The following is a 19941-nucleotide window of genomic DNA, read 5'->3' as shown; positions in this document are numbered from 1 at the left end:
TTTCGACAAGCCGCAACACCTCATTAAGATGAGTATTTACATCAGGAATAAGGCGGAACGCTTGTTCATTTCTGGCAGGATTTGAAGCTTCTTGGCCTCTTGCGCCGCAAAACACGATCGCAAGGCGACGCAACCTTACGCTCTGCGCCGGCCCACCCTTGCGAGCAACATGACAGGGAGAATCCCGATACAGACGATTGCCAAGGCCGCAATCGATGCTTCCTCATAGGTGCCGCGTGCAGCTTCCCCGTAAAGATGGGTAGCAAAGGTTTCGAAGTTCAGCGGTCGCAACAGCAGGGTTGCGGGCAATTCCTTGACGCAATCCACAAAGACCAGAAGGCCTGCGGCAGCCAGAGATGCTCTGGATAGCGGCAGATGAATCTGTCGAAAGGTCTGAGTAGCCGAGCGTCCAAGGGTGCGAGATGCATGGTCGAAGGACAGGGGAATGCGGCTCAATCCTGCATCAATACCGCCCGCCGCGATGGTCAGAAAGCGCGCCGTATAGGCGTAAATCAGGGCTGCACCACTGCCGATCATCAGCAGACCGGTGGAAATACCAAAAATCTCTTTCATGCTTGCATCGAGAAAACGGTCGAAGCCGCCCAGTGCAATCAGCACACCAATTGCAATTACCGTTCCCGGCGCTGCGTATCCTACCGTTGAAAACCGAAACGACCAGAGCGAAGCTCGACCAGGAGCAAGCCGCATGGCATAGGCCACGACAAGTCCGAAGAAAACCGTCATCAGAGTTGCGATACCAGCAAAAACGATGGTGTTGAGCGCTTCACTGGCAAAGCGCGCCGAAAGACCATTGAACTGAAAACGCTTCCAGGCCTCAACCACGAGATAGGTGGCGGGTGCAATAAAGCCGATGACGACGGGCAGCATACCGAGGCCAAACGCTGCCAGGGCCTTCAGGCCGTAAAGCCTGACCGATTCCAGTTCTCTGTTTTTCTGCGCTGAGGAAGCATATCGCTGCTTGCGCCGAGCGCACCGCTCCAATGCCACCAGGCCGACAACGATAAACAACATGAACAGCGCAATTTGCGCGGCACCCGGCAGATCGGATTTGGTGATCCAGGTGGTGTAGACGGAGACTGTCAGCGTGCGCACGCCGAGAAACTCCGAAGCGCCAATATCATTCAACGCCTCCATCAGGGCGAGACTGACCCCGACGGCGATGGCCGGTCGCGCCAAGGGAATTGCAACCTTCATGAATGCGGCATGGCGCGAGACGCCAAGCATGCGGGCCGCTTCAAGAAGATTGCCGGCCTGCGTCAGAAACATGGCCCGGACAGGAATGTAGATGTAGGGGAAGAGAACAAAACCGAGAAGAATGATGCAGCCTGCCATGGAGCGTATATCCGGCAGGCGGAATTCCCGTGGGCTGGAGTATCCAAGCAGCCACCTGACAGCACCCTGCACGGGGCCAATCGGGTGGAGAATATCCAGATAGGCATAGGCGACGATGTAGGTCGGCATGGCAAGCGGCAACAGCAACGCCCATTCCAACATTTTTCGCCCTGGAAAGTCATAAGCGGTGACAAGCCAGGCGGAACAGGTTCCGACCACCCCCGCCAACAGGCCGACACCCGCCAAGAGAACGACCGTTTCCGGCAGCGCCGTCATCAGAACGGTCGATCGCAAATGTGCCCAGAGCCCCTCAGAGCCCTGAATGGCCTGCGAAACCAGCGCCAGCACCGGAACCATCGAGGCAATCGCGGCAAGCAACGACAGGCAGAGCCACCAGAACGAGGAGCGAAACCTTGTCCCGGTGCGCGCTACTGGTCGCTGAATGGTGTCTGAGATCATGCGCTTTTCTACAAACAGGCAAAGGCGCCCGCATCAGCGAGCGCCCTCTTTTCATTGTGAATTCGACGTTTAGTTGTCGAAGCCAACCTTGTCGACCAACTCGCTCGCCTGCTTGCGATGGGAGACGATTTCCGTCAGCGGCTTGTTATCGATCTTCAAGGTACCGAAAGACGCAATGATCTCGTTCAGAGCAGCACCCTGCTTGACCGGATATTCATAGTTGGCTTCGGCGTAGATCTTCTGGGCTTCATCCGAAACGAGATACTCCAGTAGCTTGACGGCTTCGGCTTTGTTCGGTGCATTCTTGGCGACGGCTGCGCCGCTGATGTTGACCTGCGTACCGCCGTCCTTAAAGGTCGGCAGAACTACCTTGATCGCATCGCCCCACTTGACCTGTTCCTCACCGCCCTTGCCGGAGCGCATCAGGCCGACATAGTATGAATTGGCGATACCAATATCGCAAATGCCACCAAGAATATCCTTGGCAACGTCGCGATCACCGCCGCCAGCCTTGCGCGCCAGATTGTCCTTTACACCTGCAAGCCACTTTTCGGTCTCTTCAGCACCGTGGTGGGCAATGTAATCTGCAAAAAGCGCGGTGTTGTATGGGTGCTGGCCAGAGCGGATGCAGACCTTGCCCTTCCATTTGGAGTCCGCCAGATCCTCGTAGTTGAACGAGGTCAAGTCGACGTCCTTAGCCGCATAGAGAACGCGTGCGCGCATCGACAAGGCAAACCAGTTGCCTTTTCCATCGCGAAGCTCCGCCGGAATTGCCTTGGTCAGAACCTCGGATTCCACCGGCTGCGTTACGCCCTTTTCAGCCAGGTCGACAAGATTGCCGGCATCAACTGCCATGAGAATATCTGCTGGCGAACTCGCTCCTTCGCTCAACACGCGCTCTGCAAGACCGTCCTTCAAAAACACGGTGTTGACCTTGATACCGCTCGATGCCGTAAAGGAATCGAGAAGCGGCTGGACAAGGCCGGGTTCGCGGGTTGTGTAGATGTTCAATTCGGCCGCAGCGGCTGTACCGGCAGCAAAAGCAGCCGTGCTTGCTAGCAGGGCAATGTTGGAAAGCTTTGTCATGGTATCGTCTACTCCCTCTTAAACGTCACACAAGATGGGCAGCAGACATCATACCTGATGTATCAAATCAAGTTTTATCTGGACGTTCAGGCAGCCGTCACGATCACCAAAAGTTGAAAATAAGCCCAACAGGCGAGACAAAAACTCTCTATTCAACCTGTGGTGAATATCAGCACGCCCGACGGATCGATACCGAAACGGACCGCCGTTGTTTTGGCGGGCGTGCGTCGCATCGTCCTGACGCGAAGATCATGCGCCAGACCGGGCACGGCAATTCCGAGCTGCTCGATTTCGCCAAGGAAGACGCGGCTCGATATCTCACCTGCAATACCGTCCTTGACGTCATGGTCCTCAAGGATCGAAATCGCATTGGGACGGACGTAGGCTATGGCCGCCTGCCCCTCGGAAAAATGGGAGGCATCGCCTATAAGACCGAGTGGCGTTGAAACCTTGCCCTGGCTGACCGTGCCATCGATCTTGTTGAAGGCACAGAAGAAGTCGGCCGCGTAGCGGGTCTCGGGATGGTCGTGCATTTCATAACCCGTACCGACCTGCACGATCCGGCCACGCTGCATCAACACGACGCGGTCGCCGGCAGACAAAGCCTCTTCCGGATCGTGTGTGACCATGATTACGGTTGTTCCCAACTGGCGAAGCAGCCCAAGCGTCTCTTCGCGCACGCTGTCTCGCAAACCGCGATCCAGATTGGAAAAAGGTTCATCCATCAGCAAAAGGCTGGGCTGCGGCGCAAGCGCACGCGCCAGCGCAACACGCTGCTGCTCCCCTCCCGAAAGCGTATGGGGGTAGCGTTTGGCCAGATCCTGAAGGTGGACATGATGGATCATCTCTTCTGCCCGCTGGCGCTTTTGCGCCTTCGGCAGAGATTTAAGGCCAAACATCACGTTCTGTTCGACCGTCAGATGCGGGAAAAGCGCGTAGTCCTGAAACACGAAGCCGATGTTGCGCGTTTCGGGCTCCACAAAAACGGAAGGACCGGCAACCTCGGTAGCATTGAGAAAGACGGCGCCCTGCTCCGGTGTTTCCACGCCCGCAACAATGCGCAGCAGCGTCGATTTTCCACAGCCAGAGCGGCCAACGAGGCAGATGATCTCGCCGCGCTCGACAGTCAGGTCGATATCGGACAGCACGTTCGTGCCGCCGTAGCTTTTTCCAACCGCCTTCAGTTCAAGCGCTGCACTGCCTGCCATTTCCAGTCCTGCCTTCTCGTCACTGATTATGTTGATCGCTCAAATCAGGATTAAAGTCAAAATCTCGCCGCCGCACACGCCTCAGTGAAGGCGCACAACATTCTTGGCAGCAATATTGACGTTTACGTTAGAGTTAAATACGTTTTGTTCACTGATGGACGATGCGTCGCAACACGTCTATCATCGTCACCGGAAAGCAGGAGGAGCGGCCAACCCGGTGGCACCGCATTGATGTCGATGATTGGGATTGATCGCCCGGCATTTGCGGATGAAAACAGTTTGATGCGTCCGAGGCGTTGATTAAGAACGCCGGATGCAACGGAGACTCTGGGAGGAGAAGCATGAGTGAAATGACCCTGGGCCACCAGGAAAATGCCAACGTAGCAAAACGTTGGTTGGCGTCTTACCCGCCGGGTGTCCCTTCAGAGATTCCCGCGCCAAGCCATGCTTCGCTTGTCGACCTTCTCGAGAAAAGCTGCGCGCAGTTTTCCGACAGGAAAGCCTTTTCCAGCATGGGAAAGTCGATCTCCTATCGGGAACTCGACCAGATGACGCGTTCTGTTGCGGCCTGGCTGCAATCGCGTGGACTGGAAAAAGGCGACCGCGTCGCGGTGATGATGCCGAATATCCTGCAAAACCCTGTTGTCGTATACGGCATTCTGCGGGCGGGAATGATCGTGGTCAACGTCAACCCGCTCTACACCCCAAGAGAGCTTGAGCACCAGTTGAAGGATTCCGGTGCCAAGGCACTGTTCGTGCTGGAAAACTTCGCGCATGTCGCACAACAGGCCGTTCCCAGAACCGCCGTGCGACATGTGGTGATTGCGGCCATGGGCGACCTTCTGGGGCTGAAAGGGCATCTCGTCAATCTTGTGGTGCGCAAGGTCAAGAAGCTGGTTCCGGCATATGCCATCCCCGCGTCAGTGACATTCAAAACTGCACTGCATGAAGGAGAAAACCTCAAGCTGAAGCCGGCTGCGCTGGGGCCGCAGGATATCGCCTTCCTGCAGTACACGGGCGGTACGACAGGCATCTCGAAGGGTGCGGTGCTTACCCATGCCAATCTCCTGGCCAACAAGATGCAGATCAGCCTGTGGCTTGATGCAGCCTTCGCAACCAAGAACCGCCCCGAGGTTTTGAACTTCGTCTGCGCATTGCCGCTTTGCCACATTTTCGCGCTGACCGTGAACTCGCTGATGGGTATTGCTCTCGGCGGCCATAATCTCTTGATCGCCAATCCTCGCGATATTCCGGGCTTCGTGAAGGAGCTGTCGCACTACCGGCCGCATATCTTCCCCGGTATCAATACGCTGTTCAACGCCATGATGAACAATGAGGATTTCCGCAAGCTCGATCTCTCGTCGCTGATCCTCGTTCTGGGCGGCGGTATGGCGGTGCAAAGACCGGTTGCCGAGCGCTGGCTGGCGATGATCGGCTGCCCGATCACAGAAGGATACGGTCTTTCGGAAACGTCGCCTGTTGCGACCGTCAACCGGCTGGATGCGGCAGAATTCAGCGGCACGATCGGCCTGCCGATCTCCTCTACGGAAATCGATATTCGTGATGAAGATGGTAACAGCCTTCCGTCGGGCGACATCGGCGAAATATGCATTCGCGGACCGCAGGTGATGGCCGGATATTGGCAGCGACCGGACGAGACGGCCAAGGTCATGACCGCGGACGGCTTTTTCCGTTCCGGCGACATGGGCTTCATGGACGATCGCGGTTACACCAAGATTGTTGACCGGAAGAAGGACATGATTCTCGTATCCGGCTTCAACGTTTACCCGAACGAGGTTGAGGAAGTGGCTGCGGCTCATCCGGGAGTACTGGAATGCGCCGCAATTGGCATTCCCGACGAACACTCTGGAGAAATCGTCAAGCTGTTCGTTGTCAAGAAAGATCCCGCCTTGACCGAAGCGGACCTGAAAGCCTTCTGCGCCAAAAGCCTGACCAACTACAAAAGACCGAAGATCATCGAGTTCCGCACCGAACTTCCCAAATCGAATGTCGGGAAGATTTTGCGGCGCGAATTGCGCAATCTCAACTGATCCGAAAGAGCCGGGAGACCGGCTCTTTTCTTTTGTCAAAGTCGCCTTGATTTGGACGACTGAAAGAGAATAGTTTCCTCATCCTTCCACGGAGCCGAGGAGCATAAAATGCAGGCCATCATCGAAAAACTGAAAGCAACGGCGAGCAGCACTGCCGCAACCGATCTTCGTGCCGCCTTTGCGGCCGACGACAAGCGATTCAGCCGTTTCAGCGCAAAATTCGATGACTTGCTGATGGACTATTCGAAATGCGCCGTGAACGACGACATCATTGCACTGCTTGAGAAGCTGGCAGTCGAAGGCGGCGTTGAAGCCAAGCGCGAAGAAATGTTTACCGGCAAGGCCATCAACTTCACCGAAGACCGTGCCGTTCTTCATACCGCATTGCGCAACCGCTCGAACACGCCAGTGCTGGTCGACGGCAAGGACGTGATGTCTGACGTCAACGGCGTTCTGGCGTCGATGGGCAAGTTTGCCGATGCAATCCGCTCGGGCTTTCTTAAGGGTTCGACCGGCAAGAAAATCACCGACGTCGTCAATATCGGCATCGGCGGCTCCGACCTCGGCCCAGTGATGGCGACGCTGGCACTGGCTCCATTCCACGATGGCCCACGCGCGCATTTCGTTTCCAACATCGACGGTGCGCACATTGCCGATACGCTGAAGCTGATCGACCCGGAAACGTCCCTTTTCATCATCGCTTCGAAGACGTTCACGACGATCGAGACGATGACGAATGCGGCAACGGCCCGCAAGTTTATCGCCGACAAGCTCGGTGAAAGCGCCGTCAAGCATCATTTCGCGGCGGTTTCCACCGCCCTTGAGAAAGTCTCGGCGTTCGGTATCGAAAGCGACCGCGTCTTCGGTTTCTGGGATTGGGTCGGCGGACGTTATTCGATCTGGTCGGCCATCGGTCTGCCACTGATGATTGCCATTGGCCCGGAAAACTTCGGCAAGTTCCTCGATGGCGCGCACGCCATGGACAAGCACTTCCGCGAAGCGCCAGTCCGCGAAAACCTGCCGATGCTGCTTGGCCTTATCGGCTTCTATCATCGCAACGTGCTCGATTATCCGACACGGGCGATCCTGCCTTATGATCAGCGCCTGTCGCGCTTCCCGGCTTACCTGCAGCAACTCGACATGGAATCCAACGGCAAGGGTGTCACCATCGAAGGTACGCCGGTTGAAGGTCAATCTGGCCCTGTCGTCTGGGGTGAACCCGGCACCAATGGCCAGCACGCTTTCTACCAGCTCATCCACCAGGGCACGAGCGTCATTCCGGCTGAATTCATGATCGCGGCAAACGGCTTCGAGCCTGAATTGCGCCACCAGCACCAGCTTCTCATTGCCAATTGCCTTGCACAGTCCGAAGCACTGATGAAGGGCCGCACGCTGGCAGAAGCGAAGGCTCAGCTCACGTCCAAGGGAATGGAAGACAAACTGGCCGACTTCATCGCGCCACACCGCGTCTTTACCGGCAACCGCCCCTCGATCACCTTCGTCTATGACAAGCTGACGCCATTCGCGCTCGGCCGCCTCATCGCTCTCTATGAGCACCGTGTGTTCGTGGAAGGCGTCCTGTTCCGCATCAACTCCTTCGACCAGTGGGGCGTTGAGCTTGGCAAGGAACTGGCAACCGGCCTGCTGCCCGTTGTCGAAGGCAAGGAAAGCGCTGCCGGCCATGACAGCTCGACTCAGGGTCTCGTCGCGACGCTGGCAGGTTTGGCGAAGTAAAAAAACACTGACACGATCATATGCAAAAGCCGGAAGGAAACTTCCGGCTTTTCTCATTCAAGGTCTTGGTTGAATCGATCTGTCGCGGAACAACAACTACGACGCAGCGAGCCGATCGCGGACACGCTGATTCAGAGATTGTGCTATGGATTAGAGCCCGATCTCATGCGCCCATGGCGGATTTGCACCGGCGCGCGAAACCGTTACCGCAGCAGCCTTGGCGCCAAGGGCGAGCGCCTTGCGGATCTGCTCTTCCGTCAGTACGGAGACTTGCGCCTTTGTCAGCAGACCCTGAATTTTCAGCGAAGCGAGAATGCCGGCATCGAATGTATCACCCGCACCAACGGTATCGACGACCTCAACGCGTTCGGATGCGACTTCAACCTTCAGGTTCGATGTATAACCGACCGCACCTTTGGCGCCACGGGTGACAACAACCAGTTTTGCGCCATGAAGCAGCCAATGGCGGGCAAGCGTATCTTCATCACCCTCCAGCCCGAACCAGGCCAGATCCTCGTCGGAGAACTTCACGATGTCGGACATCGCCGCCATGCGGCTGATGCGCTCGAGATGTTTCTGCTTGTCCTTGATAAAGCCGGGGCGAATATTGGGATCAAGCGAGATGACACGCTTTTCATGCTCGCGCACCAACAGCGCCTCATAGGTGCTGCCGCATGGCTCGGGAATGAGGCTGATGGCACCGAAATGCATGGCCTCGCAATCTGCTCCAAGTGCCGGTAAATCATCTTCCGACAACATACGTCCGGCGGTACCTTCGTCATAAAAAGCGTAGGTCGCGTGCCCATCCACCAGCTTGACGAAGGCGATCGTCGACGGGCGGTTGGAGAAGGCGCACAGGCTGAAGTCAACGTTGCTGGCCTTCAGGGTATCCTTCAGAATTTCACCCATCATGTCATCGGCAATGCCCGAGAAAAAAGCCGAGGGCACACCGAGGCGACCGAGCGCAATCGCCGTATTGAAGACCGCACCACCTGCGTAAGGGGCAAAACTCGCCTCTCCCAACGTTGTCTGCCGAGGCAGCATGTCGATAAGGGCTTCACCACAACACAGGATCATCACGGTCCTCCTCAAACCATAAATCAAATGGACTTAAATCGATTTAGACGATGGCTGGCGAAAAGGCCAGCCACACGCCATCCCAAATTACGATTGCGGCAATTCGCTGACGCCACCATGCTTTGCCGACCACGGCAGCGGATTGTCTAGGAAGGCCTCGACTTCGGACAAGGTCTTGTCATCGAACAGTTTTTCCTTGCGCGCCACAGCAAGAACATCGCGCCAGGTGCTGAGGTAGTGCAGCGCCACATTGCCATTGGCAAAGCGCGCCTCGGCTTCCCTGAAGATGCCGTAGTAAAACAGCGCGATGCCGTGGTCGACGATGCCACCGGCTGCACGAATGGCGTCGATGAAGGTGAACATCGAACCGCCGGCTGTCGTCAGATCCTCAATAACGAGAACGCGTGCACCTTCGGGCATATGGCCTTCGATCTGCGCGTTACGGCCGTGGCCCTTCGGTTTCTTGCGGCAGTAGATCATCGGCAGACCGAGGCGCTCGGCAAGGAAGGCGGCAAAAGGAATGCCCGCCGTTTCACCACCGGCCACGCAATCGAATTTCTCGAAGCCCGCATCGGCCACGATCTTCGCCGCCGCGAAGTCCATCACCGCAGAACGGATACGCGGATAGGAAATCAGCTTGCGCATGTCGATGTAGACAGGGCTCTTCATGCCCGATGCGAAGGTGTAGGGGCTTTCCGAATTGAAATGAACCGCCTTTATCTCCCACAGCATCTTTGCGACAAGCTCCGCCACCACGGCGCGATCGGTAAATGTGAACTGGGACATCGGCGTTTTCCTCTTTTCGTCATCAGTGCATATAAAAACTGCCGGAGAATCCGGCAGCAATTGAAGGATTTATTGGACGTCCCAGTGAAGCGGGAACATCGGATCGAAGACCGTTACCAGTCCGGCGCCGGTCTCGATCTTGTCGGGGAAGCTGACCTGCTCCTCCCGTTTGACCAGGGTGATGGTGTCTTCGTTTGGCGACAGGCCGTACCATGCAGGGCCGTTCAGCGAGGTGAAGGCTTCCAGCTTCTCGAGAGCGTTTTCCTGCTCGAAAACGTGAGCAAGGCAGCTCATCGTATTGATCGATGTATAGATACCGGCGCAACCACAGGCGCACTCCTTCAGCGGATCGACATGCGGGGCGGAGTCCGTGCCGAGGAAGAAGCGCGCATCGCCGGAAATGGCGGCGGCGCGCAACGCCAGACGATGTTCCTCACGCTTGGCAACAGGCAGGCAATAATAATGCGGCTTGATACCGCCAACCAGAATGGCGTTACGGTTGATGATCAAGTGGTGCGTGGTGATGGAACCAGCGAGATTTGCCTTGGAGGACTTGATGTAATCTACGCCATCCTTGGTCGTGACATGCTCCATCGTCACTTTCAGTTCCGGCAGGCGCTGACGAAGCGGTTCCAGAACGGTGTCGATAAAGGCTTTCTCGCGGTCAAAGATATCGACTTCCGGCGTCGTGACTTCGCCATGCACGCACAGCGGCAGACCAATTTTCGCCATACGCTCCAGCACCGGCGCGACCTTGTTCAGGTCCCTGACACCGCCATGCGAGTTCGTGGTGGCACCAGCCGGGTAAAGTTTGACGGCATGGATCAGACCGCTTTTCTTGCCTTCCTCGACGTCGTCAGCATTTGTGTCTTCGGTCAGGTAAAGTGTCATCAACGGCTCGAAACGGTCACCAGCCGGAATGGCCTTGACGATCCGCTCACGATAGGCGCGAGCATCCGCCGTCGTTACGACCGGAGGAACAAGGTTCGGCATGATGATGGCGCGCGCAAAATGGCGACTTGTATCGGCAATCACACCTTCCAGAACGGCGCCATCGCGCAAATGCAGATGCCAGTCATCGGGGCGGCGAAGGGTGATCGACTTCATCGTGGGAACCTCTAAAGCATGTCGCGCAAAATATGCTGCGGTTTTGCGATCACGACATGCGTAAAACAAGACCGACAGCTTTCTGGAGTCCGGCCCGCTTAGCATCTTTCATCAAAAGAAAACAGCCGCTGAAACAAATCGGCGGCTGTTGACGGCATTTTTTTCGGAGGCGTCAGATGCCGCCGGCCTGCGGCCCCCAGACATCGGTCATGGCAAACCCATCCGCCAGCGGGTCGAATGGATCGAGACCGACCTGATGTAGCCCGAAGGTGAAACCGCGACCGGCAATGGTCGGGATAACGGCGGGGCGACCCGCTACCTCGGTGACGGCGGAAAGCCCGACGTCGAATTCCGAACCGATGATGGAGCGCGATTTGTATTCATCTCCGACCTTGACCTTGCCGCGCGCATAAAGCGTCGCAAGATTGGCGGAGTTACCCGTGCCGCAGGGAGAACGGTCTGCGCGTCCCGGCCACATCGTCGTGCAGGTGCGGATCGATCCGTCGTGATCGACATCGCGGAACATCACATAAGCAACACCAGAGATCGCCGGAATTTCCGGATGAACGACCTTCACTTCGCGATTGACGATGTCCTTCAGCGTCATGCCGGCCGCAACCAGTTTCGCGGCATTGGCCTTGTCGATCGTCAGGCCGATCTGGCGGACGTCAACCAGCGCGTAGAAGATGCCACCGTAGGAGATGTCCATTGTTACCTTGCCCCATTCGGGCGTGTCGATGCTGACATCAAGTTCGTGCACGAAGGATGGCACCATGGTGAGCTTCACCTTCTCGCAGCGCCCATCACGGCAGGTGGCAGTTGCTTTGACCAGACCGGCCGCTGTTTCCAGCATGACGACGGTTTCCGGCTCCTGCATCTCTACCATGCCGCTTTCCAGCAAGGCCGTGGTGGCGCAGATGGAGTTCGAGCCTGAGCTCGCATGGGCCTGATCCGGCTGAAGGATGACAAACGCAGCGTGCGCATCAGGATGCTTCGGCGGCAACAACAGATTGACCGAGCCCATCGGCGTACCACGAGGCTCCAGAGTGAGAAAGCGACGAAGCGCATGCCCTTTGGGATCAGTGTTCATCCAGTCAAGCTGCTCGGCAACCGTATTACCGGGAATTTTCGGTGCGCCGCCCGTCACGACACGGCCGATTTCGCCTTCGCAATGAACATCGAGAAGCTGGAGGGTGCGTTTCCAACGCATGGGACTTACTCCGGAAGTTTACGTCTGAACCGGACCATATCCACAAAAATACAAACTGTACACAAAGATATCAGCGGTTACGGCATTCGGCCCGGTTGCGATTGGCGGCCGCATTGCAGTTGAGGCCGGAGGCGCGAAGTGCGTCCTCATCCACCACAGCGCCGGCCGTATCGCCCACGGAGCCAACGGTGTTTTCAACCGACCGGCCAAGCCGTTCCACCTGGCGACCGTAATTCTCGCGTGTACGCGGGTCAAAGACGGCGATCGGAGCACTGACCACAACGCTGGCAGCCGTTCCGACCGTTTGTGCAGCGCCGATACTGACAGCGCCCAAGGCTTCGCCCAAACCAACATCCGAATCCGTCACAGTCTGTCCGGCGATCAGGCGATCACCGATCAACCGCACGACCTCCGGGCTTTCGGCGAATTTTCCATGATTCAAGCGATCGCCGGATTGAAGCTTGGTCAAATCCAGAACGGTGATGCCTGCTTTTTCCAGTTCGCTGCGATAGGGCTCAACGGACGGATCGATCTGCCCCAGACGATCAACATTGCCGGAGATGCGACGCGACAGGCTGAGTGCCCGGTCATCCTGCGAGACGAACAGCGTGAACTTGGGCGGCGTCTTGCCAAGACTTGCGAACTGCCGGCTGAAAACATCCACATCAAGGTCAGGCGCAGCCAGAATGACATTGCTGATTTTCGGATCGACGCGGCCATTGCGGATTGCCATCTGGCGCAATGCTTCCACGGCGAGCCAAGTCCCCATGGAATGCGCCATGACGGTGACTTCGCTGATGGATTTGTCTTTCGCCAGACGCGTCAGCATCTCTTCCAGAGCATCCCGCGAATAGTTGGTGCTTTCCTTGTCGTAGTTGTAGTCGAAAATGCTGGCGCGAGACGGCCAGGTGAAGACCACGGGAACGACGTCCGTACCGGAATCATGCACGATCTGTGCAAAGCGATAAACGGATTCCTCGTACCGGTTGTTGAAGCCGTGAACGAAGACAAGAACCCGCCGATCCTTCTGGATATGTCGGCCGATCCAGCTTCTCGTGGCCGCTTCCGACGGGATCGGTTCGACCGCGACTGTCGTGAAATCCTTCAGCGGATCGGGCGGCAGCTTTTTCGGCCACTGCACCTGGCCCACCTTGCGATTGGCATCAGGCGGGATCGACACGGTAACGGCATCAACCTTCAGGCCAGTACCGCGTTCGCCGCCGAAGAGAATGGCCGCATCATCCGATGGCGCGCGTGTCGTCGCGACTAGAAGGTTGACCGGAGTCGTGCCTGCCACAGTCGTTCCTGTTGGCGTCATTACTCCAATGGGCCGCCCGCCGCACCCGGCAAGCAAAGCAACGATGGCGATCATGGCCACGAAGCGAAAGGGCATCAGGTCATTCTCCCACAACCAACAAGCAGCCGGAAAACGGCCAAGCGTTCAGGATTTCTACCCAAGGCTGACCATTTAGGCTAGCAACCGGGGACCGTGCCCGGGTGCATTTCCTGTCCGGTGTGTCCAAAGAGACCCAATCGTCTCAACCTTTGGGCAACATCGTTCCATGCTCACGCAACGCCACATGCCATGAAAATGCTTCCTCAAGGAGATGTGGCGTGTGTCCGCCACGTGCCGCTGCGCGTTCGTAATAATCCATGAGTGCGTCGCGGTAATCCGGGTGCACACAGTTTGCGATAATAACCGGCGCACGCTCGCGTGGAGCCAACCCGCGAAGATCTGCAAGCCCCATCTCTGTCACCAGAATATCAACGTCATGCTCGGTATGATCGACATGGCTGACCATAGGAACGACACTGGAGATCGCACCGCCCTTGGCAATCGATTTTGTCACGAAGATCGACATGTAGGCGTTGCGTGCGAAATCACCCGAACCGCCAATGCCGTTCATCATGTGCGTTCCACCGACATGGGTGGAGTTCACGTTGCCGTAGATGTCGAATTCAAGCGCCGTGTTGATACCGATGATGCCAAGTCGCCGAATGACTTCCGGATGGTTGCTGACCTCCTGCGGGCGCAAAATCAGCCGGTTCTTGTAATCACCCAGTCGCGGCATGACGCGGTCGTTCATTTCGGACGACAGCGTGATCGATGAGCCAGACGCAAAAACCAGCTTTCCGGCATCGAAAAGTTCGAAGGTCGAATCCTGCAGAACCTCGGAATACATCTTGAGATCGTGAAACGGCGTATCGATGAAACCGTGCAACACGGCGTTGGCGATTGTGCCGATACCTGCCTGCAAGGGCTGAAGTTCATAGCCCATACGCCCCTGCTCGACTTCGTTCAGCAGAAAATCGCTCAGGTGGCCGGCAATCGCCTTTGTTTCGGCGTCCGGCGGCAGCACGGTCGAAAAACTGTCCGACTTGTCACTCAGGACGATCGCCGCAATCTTTTCCGGCGGCACCGGAATGAATGGCAGGCCGACGCGGCTATCAGGGGCGACGACCGGAATGGGCATGCGGGTCGGTCGCTTGGCCGGAATGAAAATGTCGTGCAGTCCTTCAAGGACGGCCGGTTGCGAAAGATTGATTTCGACGATTACCTTGTCAGCGAGGATGGCAAAGCTTGCCGAATTGCCGACCGATGTGGTCGGCACGATGCCGCCATCCGAGGTGATCGCCACCGCCTCGACGATAGCGATATCGACACCATGGATCTGCCCCCCACGAAGCTGCTCGACTGTCTCGGAAAGGTGCTGGTCGATGAACATCACCTTGCCCTCGTTGATTGCCTTGCGCAGAGCCGGATCAGACTGGAAGGGCATGCGACGCGCCAGCATGCCCGCCTCGACCATGGTCTTGTCGAGGTCGTTGCCAAGCGAGGCGCCTGTCATCAGGGTGATTTGCATCGGGTGGGTCTTGGCACGCTCAGCAAGCGCCAGCGGTACGGCCTTCGCCTCACCCGCACGGGTAAATCCGCTCATGCCGACAGTCATGCCATCCTTGATAAGGCTTGCGGCCTCATCAGCCGTGACAATCCTTTTCAACAACGACGCGTTGCGGATGCGCTCCTCGAGCATGCTCTTCTCCCTGATATGCGTTCACGATGACGGCTCTCCGACACCGTGATGATTGTCGCGCGGTCTTGCGGCGTGGAAACTGACATAGATCAAGCCATGCACGAAGAATATTGCAAGGCATATTCCCCTGTTGCGACTGGCGCACGAATGCGACAGGTTCAAGGAAGCATTTTGCCTCTGCAGCTTGCCGTGGGAGAGAGCGATTCGGGCAACGAAAAATCGGCACAGAACCGCACCAAGGGAATTTCGTAAATCGGTGTATTAGATTCAGGAGGAGATTTCTCTCAAAGAAACTTCCTGGTCTCAAGCTGCGTGTCAGCGAGCCAAACAAGTCGTTTTCAAGAGAAAGAGAAATGGCGCACCCGAAGAGATTCGAACTCCTGACCCCCAGATTCGTAGTCTGGTGCTCTATCCAGCTGAGCTACGGGTGCGTGCCGTTCCGGTCGTTTCCGGTGGCGTGGCGATCCTCTAAAACGTCCTCATTCCGAATGCAAGCGATTTTGCTGAGAAATTGTCATTTTCCTGTATCAATAATTCCATCTATTTGATTTTAAATGATTTTTCTTTTCCGGGAATTTTTGAAGGGTTCACGACGCTATTTTTGGCACGGCCAAAAGCCCCATTTGAACTGGGCAAAGTCCCGCATTCTCAGGCGCTTTTAGCGGTCTGAACCGAAGCAGGGCGATCCGCAATTTCGATACGGAACTGGGTTCCAGAGCCAGGTTTTTCGACAAGCGCAATCGTGCCGCCGTGGGCAAGGACCAATTCACGGGCAATGACGAGACCAAGTCCCGTACCCCCGGAACGCGCCGACCCCCGGAACGCCGAAAAGAGGTTCTCTCTCGCCTTCTGCGGCATCCCTGGGCCGTTGTCATCGATCACGATGCTGACGACACCCCCGGTCTTGCGTGCAGAGATGGAAAGCCGCGCCGAGGCCGCAAGCGACGGCTCCGACTGCAGGGCCTGAACGGCATTTCGACAGAGATTGTGCACGACGCGGAAAAGCTGCTCCGCATCCGCATCCACCATCAGATCCGTGGGAACATCATCCTCGAACTCAATCCCGCTTTCAGGGTCGATCGCCAGGATGTCTCGAACATCCTGCACCAGCACGCTGAGATTGTTCATTCTGCGCCGTGGTGCGGCCTCCGTCGCCTGACCATAGGCAAGGACCTCCCCCGTATAGGCCACGGCACGGTCGATGGTCCGCAACAGCTTCGGCGCGAAGCTTCGGACAATCGGGTCTTTCGCGTCCACAAGCCGGTCAGACATCAACTGGGCAGAGGACAGGATATTGCGCATGTCGTGATTGATCTTCGAGACGGCGAGCCCCAGATCGGCAAGGTTCTTCTGCTGCCGCAGGGTCTTGTGCAACTGTGTCTGCATGTCTGCGAGATGGCGACCCGCAACCGACAATTCGTCGTTTCCGTCCTCGGGCACGAATATTCCGGCCGGGTTTTCCGGGTCTTCCGAGAAGCGCTGCATACCGAGCGTGAGGCGGCGGATGGGGCGTATCATGATCCGGTTTATGGAGACGAAGATCAGCACCGCCGTTATCAACGACAGCACGATCGAGATCAGGAAAACGTTGCGCGCATAAGCGAGCATCGCCGCCCGCAGCTTGTACTCACCAATCACCAGTTCGATAATGGTGTCACTGTCTCCGACGACATCAAAAACCCGGATTACCCTGTTGCCGCCGAAGAGCAGCGTGGAGAAAGCGTCCCGCACGGCCGTCAACTGCGAGACATCGGAAAGATCGTACTGCTCATCCACACCAGGGGGCGTTTCAGCCGCAGCCAAGAGCCTCGACGTGCCATCCTTGCGCAGAGCGATGAGCTTGGCACCTGTCGCCATCAAGGTGTCGTTCTGAACGCTTTGCGGCAGTTCCGCCTGCAAGCCATCAATCACGGCGCCGGCGGCGGCGGCCGTGTTCAGCCGGTCACGCAGCCAGGACAGGCGCATGTTGGCGACAGATGGCACGAAGATCAGCACTTCGGCAATCATGACAAAGATCACGGTCAACAAGAGCAGGCGACCGGAAAGACCCGCCGTCAGTCCCGTTATACCCGGGCCGGGCTCGCTCTCCTCACCTTTCAAACTGTCTACGCCTTTTGAAAACAACCGGGCCAGTCCTGTATCCGCCGTCGGTTTCTTGGAACGGCTCATTCAAATGCGGATACAATCATAGGAGCAAACGAACATTTTTCCAATGCGTCGGCAAAGCCGTGGGCCAGCAAAAAAGCGCCGCCCGAAAAGGCGGCGCTCCAACGAGATGCAACGGTTGCGCTCTGCTCAGAATTCCTGCCAGTCGCCATCCACCTGTGCAACCGCCTGACCATTCATTGCGCGACCGACACTGCTGACCAGCCTGCGCGCCGGCGAGGGCACCGGTGCTGAGCGCTCCGACACGGCAACCGGGCGTGACTGAGGTTTGAAGCGGAGATGAGCCTGACCGTCTTCGCCACCCAGCTTGAAGCGCGCCACGAGGCTTACCAGATGGCCCGCCTCACTGCTCAGCTTGTGCGTTGCTGCAGACGTCTCTTCAACCATGGCGGCATTGCGCTGTGTGACCTGATCCATCTGGTTGATGGCGGTACTGACTTCCTGCAAGCCCGTGGACTGCTCTCTGGCCGCTGTCGCGATGGAATGGATGTGCTCGTTGATCGCGAGAACACGGGTTTCGATTTCGCTCAGCGCATTGCCGGTCTTTTGAACCAGCGAGACACCACGGCCAACCTCCTCACCGGATTTGGTGATCAGCGCCTTGATATCCTTCGCAGCGGTTGCAGAACGCTGGGCAAGCTCACGCACCTCCTGAGCGACGACGGCAAAGCCCTTGCCGGCTTCACCGGCACGCGCGGCTTCCACACCGGCGTTCAACGCCAGAAGGTTCGTCTGGAAAGCGATCTCGTCGATAACATTGATGATCTGGCTGATCTCCCGTGAAGCCTGCTCGATACGATCCATCGCTGAAACCGCATCGCCGACGACCTTGGAGGATTCCTCGGTCTTTTCCTTTGCCTCGGAAACCATCTGGCTGGCTTCCTGCGCACGGTCGGTGGAATTGCGAACAACAGCGGTGATCTCGTCGAGCGCGGCAGAAGTTTCCTCAAGGGCTGCGGCCTGCTGCTCGGTTCTTTTCGACAGATCGTCTGCGGCAGAGCGAAGTTCGTTGGCGTTGCCGCTGATACCCTCGGTGCTGCTGCGCACCTCACCCATGGTTTCGCGCAGCTTCAGAAGCGTCTGATTGACGTTTGACTGCAGCCCGGCGAAAACGCCGCGGAAATCGCCTTCCATCGAGCGCGTCAGATCGCCCTGGGCAAGGCTTTCGATAACGCGGCTGACTTCGGACACGCCGTTATCGACACCGACGAGTAGAGCATTGATGTTCTGTGCAAAACGGTTGAGGTTTTCGTCACCGTAATCCTTTTCAATCCGACGACGGAAATCGCCCTGAGCAGCGGCGTCAACGACCACCGCCATCCCGGCCTGCAGATCATCGCTTTTCGCCCGCATGGCCGCTTCCTGGGCATTCATGTCACGCATTGCGCGACCGTTCTGCTTGAAAACTTCAACGGCAGCGGCCATCTCGCCGATTTCGTCCTTGCGACCAAGGTAAGGCACGTCAGCGTCCAGGTCGCCATCCGCTACCGCACTCATGACGTCCGAGACCTTGCGTATGGGCTGGCTAAGCTGCCGCGTGCCAATGTAAAGACCGAAAGCCGCACCGATCAGAATACCGATGAACGTTACGATGGCGACGGCCCAGAACATCATGGTCCCGAAGCTCACCATTCCTTTTTCAATGACGCCGAGTTCGGCGATGTCGCTTTTCACGACAGCATCGATTTCCGCCTGATAGGCCTTGCGGTTAGCGCGGTTCGCGTCGTTGTTGCCCTGCTGGTTTGCGGCCTGAGGGCCAACCTCCTTGCTAAGACGCGCAGTCTCCAGACGGAACGCCTTAAATTCCTTGAAACGGCTGACAAGATTGTCAAATGCCGCTTTTTGCTGCGCCGGAACGAGCGGGGTCCAGGCTGCGATGAGATTTTCCATGGCATCGAGGTTCTTGACGATGCCTTCCGCGAAAGGGGCCGCGGTTGCAGCATCGGGCGCCGCATAGATACCGCGCGCTTCCATGACGACGGCGGTCACCAGACGATTGAGGGATTCACCCTTGTAGGCGCGTTCCGCAGCACTTTCGAATTCTGCCGTCCTGACCCGGAATTCACTGACCGCATAGATGGAAAGCCCGCCAATCGTGCAGGCGACCAGGCTCATGAGCCCGACAAGAAGATTGATACGACCACGAATTCTCAAAATCATTCCCCCTCAGCGAAAATGCCAGCCGCTCAGAAAATAGGAAGCTGGCATAACCTTTCTCGCTACAAGATCTATCAATGCAGCGTTAAGAAAGAATTTCGAATTTTATCTTTCCTCCAGTGCCCGAATCTCTTGCCGGGGACGGTTCATAGATGAACGACAGGAATCGCATTTTCCCGAAGAGGTGATCCGCCAAAACCCCTTCGGTGATTGACTTTGCTTGCCCTATGCCCTTATAAGCCGCGCACGCTCGGCCTTTGAAAGCTCGCCCAGGCGGGATCAGCCGTGCAAAAAACGAAACGCTCTTGCAAATAGTGCAAATTCAAGAAGGGCCGCACACCGCGGTATTAAATAAATGTCGAAGCGTACCTACCAACCGTCCAAGCTTGTTCGCAAGCGCCGTCACGGCTTCCGCGCCCGCATGGCAACTGCTGGCGGCCGTAAAGTTCTCGCAGCCCGCCGTGCGCGTGGCCGCGCGCGTCTGTCGGCTTAATTGCCGCCCTGTGGCCCGA

General features: G+C 57.1%; 14 protein-coding genes and 1 tRNA gene. 3 read left to right on the top strand and 12 right to left on the bottom strand.

Features of this window, described 5'->3' with window-relative positions:
- Window positions 1-135 precede the first annotated feature (135 nt).
- From HWX89_RS10485 to HWX89_RS10475, 3 genes are all read right to left on the bottom strand, one after another.
- On the bottom strand, window positions 136-1812 hold the full coding sequence (locus tag HWX89_RS10485; protein ID WP_138794427.1) for an ABC transporter permease: 1677 nt from the start codon (window positions 1810-1812) through the stop codon (window positions 136-138).
- A 69-nt stretch (window positions 1813-1881) separates the two neighbouring features.
- Entirely contained in the window at window positions 1882-2898 is a 1017-nt protein-coding gene (locus HWX89_RS10480; protein ID WP_138794426.1) for a Fe(3+) ABC transporter substrate-binding protein, read from the bottom strand.
- Window positions 2899-3050: 152 nt separating this feature from the next.
- Window positions 3051-4106 (bottom strand): ABC transporter ATP-binding protein, encoded by a 1056-nt coding sequence (locus HWX89_RS10475; protein ID WP_138794425.1) that lies wholly within the window; start codon window positions 4104-4106, stop codon window positions 3051-3053.
- A 341-nt stretch (window positions 4107-4447) separates the two neighbouring features.
- On the opposite strand from HWX89_RS10475, the gene HWX89_RS10470 reads away from it, so the two are divergent.
- Window positions 4448-6157 carry a long-chain fatty acid--CoA ligase gene (locus tag HWX89_RS10470; RefSeq protein WP_138794424.1) on the top strand — a complete coding sequence of 570 codons (1710 nt, stop codon included), beginning with the start codon at window positions 4448-4450 and terminating at the stop codon, window positions 6155-6157.
- A 108-nt stretch (window positions 6158-6265) separates the two neighbouring features.
- Window positions 6266-7891 (top strand): glucose-6-phosphate isomerase, encoded by a 1626-nt coding sequence (gene pgi, locus HWX89_RS10465; protein WP_138794423.1) that lies wholly within the window; start codon window positions 6266-6268, stop codon window positions 7889-7891.
- 150 nt (window positions 7892-8041) lie between these two features.
- On the opposite strand, the gene HWX89_RS10460 is transcribed toward pgi, so the two are convergent.
- The 9 genes from HWX89_RS10460 to HWX89_RS10420 form a co-directional block, all read right to left on the bottom strand.
- Entirely contained in the window at window positions 8042-8968 is a 927-nt protein-coding gene (locus HWX89_RS10460) for a carbohydrate kinase family protein (RefSeq protein WP_138794422.1), read from the bottom strand.
- An 87-nt stretch (window positions 8969-9055) separates the two neighbouring features.
- Window positions 9056-9754: an orotate phosphoribosyltransferase gene (locus tag HWX89_RS10455; protein WP_138794421.1), complete on the bottom strand. Its 699-nt coding sequence runs from the start codon at window positions 9752-9754 to the stop codon at window positions 9056-9058.
- A gap of 69 nt (window positions 9755-9823) precedes the next feature.
- Window positions 9824-10861, bottom strand: a complete 1038-nt coding sequence (gene pyrC, locus HWX89_RS10450) for a dihydroorotase (protein WP_138794420.1) — start codon at window positions 10859-10861, stop codon at window positions 9824-9826.
- A 172-nt stretch (window positions 10862-11033) separates the two neighbouring features.
- Window positions 11034-12071: a 4-hydroxyproline epimerase gene (locus HWX89_RS10445; protein ID WP_138794419.1), complete on the bottom strand. Its 1038-nt coding sequence runs from the start codon at window positions 12069-12071 to the stop codon at window positions 11034-11036.
- Between the two features lie 70 nt (window positions 12072-12141).
- Window positions 12142-13464 (bottom strand): alpha/beta hydrolase, encoded by a 1323-nt coding sequence (locus HWX89_RS10440; RefSeq protein ID WP_138794418.1) that lies wholly within the window; start codon window positions 13462-13464, stop codon window positions 12142-12144.
- 145 nt (window positions 13465-13609) lie between these two features.
- Window positions 13610-15106 carry a succinyl-CoA:acetate CoA-transferase ScpC gene (scpC, locus tag HWX89_RS10435; protein ID WP_138794417.1) on the bottom strand — a complete coding sequence of 499 codons (1497 nt, stop codon included), beginning with the start codon at window positions 15104-15106 and terminating at the stop codon, window positions 13610-13612.
- A 354-nt stretch (window positions 15107-15460) separates the two neighbouring features.
- Window positions 15461-15537 (bottom strand) — tRNA-Arg (locus tag HWX89_RS10430).
- Window positions 15538-15754: 217 nt separating this feature from the next.
- Window positions 15755-17113, bottom strand: a complete 1359-nt coding sequence (locus HWX89_RS10425; RefSeq protein WP_246705144.1) for a sensor histidine kinase — start codon at window positions 17111-17113, stop codon at window positions 15755-15757.
- A gap of 288 nt (window positions 17114-17401) precedes the next feature.
- Window positions 17402-19426, bottom strand: a complete 2025-nt coding sequence (locus HWX89_RS10420) for a methyl-accepting chemotaxis protein (RefSeq protein WP_138794933.1) — start codon at window positions 19424-19426, stop codon at window positions 17402-17404.
- Window positions 19427-19784: 358 nt separating this feature from the next.
- On the opposite strand from HWX89_RS10420, the gene rpmH reads away from it, so the two are divergent.
- Window positions 19785-19922 (top strand): 50S ribosomal protein L34, encoded by a 138-nt coding sequence (gene rpmH, locus HWX89_RS10415; protein ID WP_003493611.1) that lies wholly within the window; start codon window positions 19785-19787, stop codon window positions 19920-19922.
- Window positions 19923-19941 lie beyond the last annotated feature (19 nt).

The sequence above is a fragment of the Rhizobium sp. RM genome (assembly GCF_013390595.1).
In the GTDB taxonomy this organism is placed as follows: domain Bacteria; phylum Pseudomonadota; class Alphaproteobacteria; order Rhizobiales; family Rhizobiaceae; genus Agrobacterium.
This window is presented reverse-complemented; position numbering and strand designations above follow the sequence as displayed.

What these genes read in the sequence shown, in the direction of transcription:
- HWX89_RS10470 (WP_138794424.1), top strand. Translation starts at nt 4,448, where the DNA reads ATGAGTGAAATGACCCTGGGCCACCAGGAAAATGCCAACGTAGCAAAA.
- HWX89_RS10455 (WP_138794421.1), bottom strand. Translation starts at nt 9,754, where the DNA reads ATGTCCCAGTTCACATTTACCGATCGCGCCGTGGTGGCGGAGCTTGTC.
- HWX89_RS10445 (WP_138794419.1), bottom strand. Translation starts at nt 12,071, where the DNA reads ATGCGTTGGAAACGCACCCTCCAGCTTCTCGATGTTCATTGCGAAGGC.
- HWX89_RS10440 (WP_138794418.1), bottom strand. Translation starts at nt 13,464, where the DNA reads ATGCCCTTTCGCTTCGTGGCCATGATCGCCATCGTTGCTTTGCTTGCC.
- HWX89_RS10480 (WP_138794426.1), bottom strand. Translation starts at nt 2,898, where the DNA reads ATGACAAAGCTTTCCAACATTGCCCTGCTAGCAAGCACGGCTGCTTTT.
- pyrC (WP_138794420.1), bottom strand. Translation starts at nt 10,861, where the DNA reads ATGAAGTCGATCACCCTTCGCCGCCCCGATGACTGGCATCTGCATTTG.
- HWX89_RS10475 (WP_138794425.1), bottom strand. Translation starts at nt 4,106, where the DNA reads ATGGCAGGCAGTGCAGCGCTTGAACTGAAGGCGGTTGGAAAAAGCTAC.
- HWX89_RS10460 (WP_138794422.1), bottom strand. Translation starts at nt 8,968, where the DNA reads ATGATCCTGTGTTGTGGTGAAGCCCTTATCGACATGCTGCCTCGGCAG.
- HWX89_RS10485 (WP_138794427.1), bottom strand. Translation starts at nt 1,812, where the DNA reads ATGATCTCAGACACCATTCAGCGACCAGTAGCGCGCACCGGGACAAGG.
- pgi (WP_138794423.1), top strand. Translation starts at nt 6,266, where the DNA reads ATGCAGGCCATCATCGAAAAACTGAAAGCAACGGCGAGCAGCACTGCC.
- rpmH (WP_003493611.1), top strand. Translation starts at nt 19,785, where the DNA reads ATGTCGAAGCGTACCTACCAACCGTCCAAGCTTGTTCGCAAGCGCCGT.
- scpC (WP_138794417.1), bottom strand. Translation starts at nt 15,106, where the DNA reads ATGCTCGAGGAGCGCATCCGCAACGCGTCGTTGTTGAAAAGGATTGTC.
- HWX89_RS10425 (WP_246705144.1), bottom strand. Translation starts at nt 17,113, where the DNA reads ATGATTGCCGAAGTGCTGATCTTCGTGCCATCTGTCGCCAACATGCGC.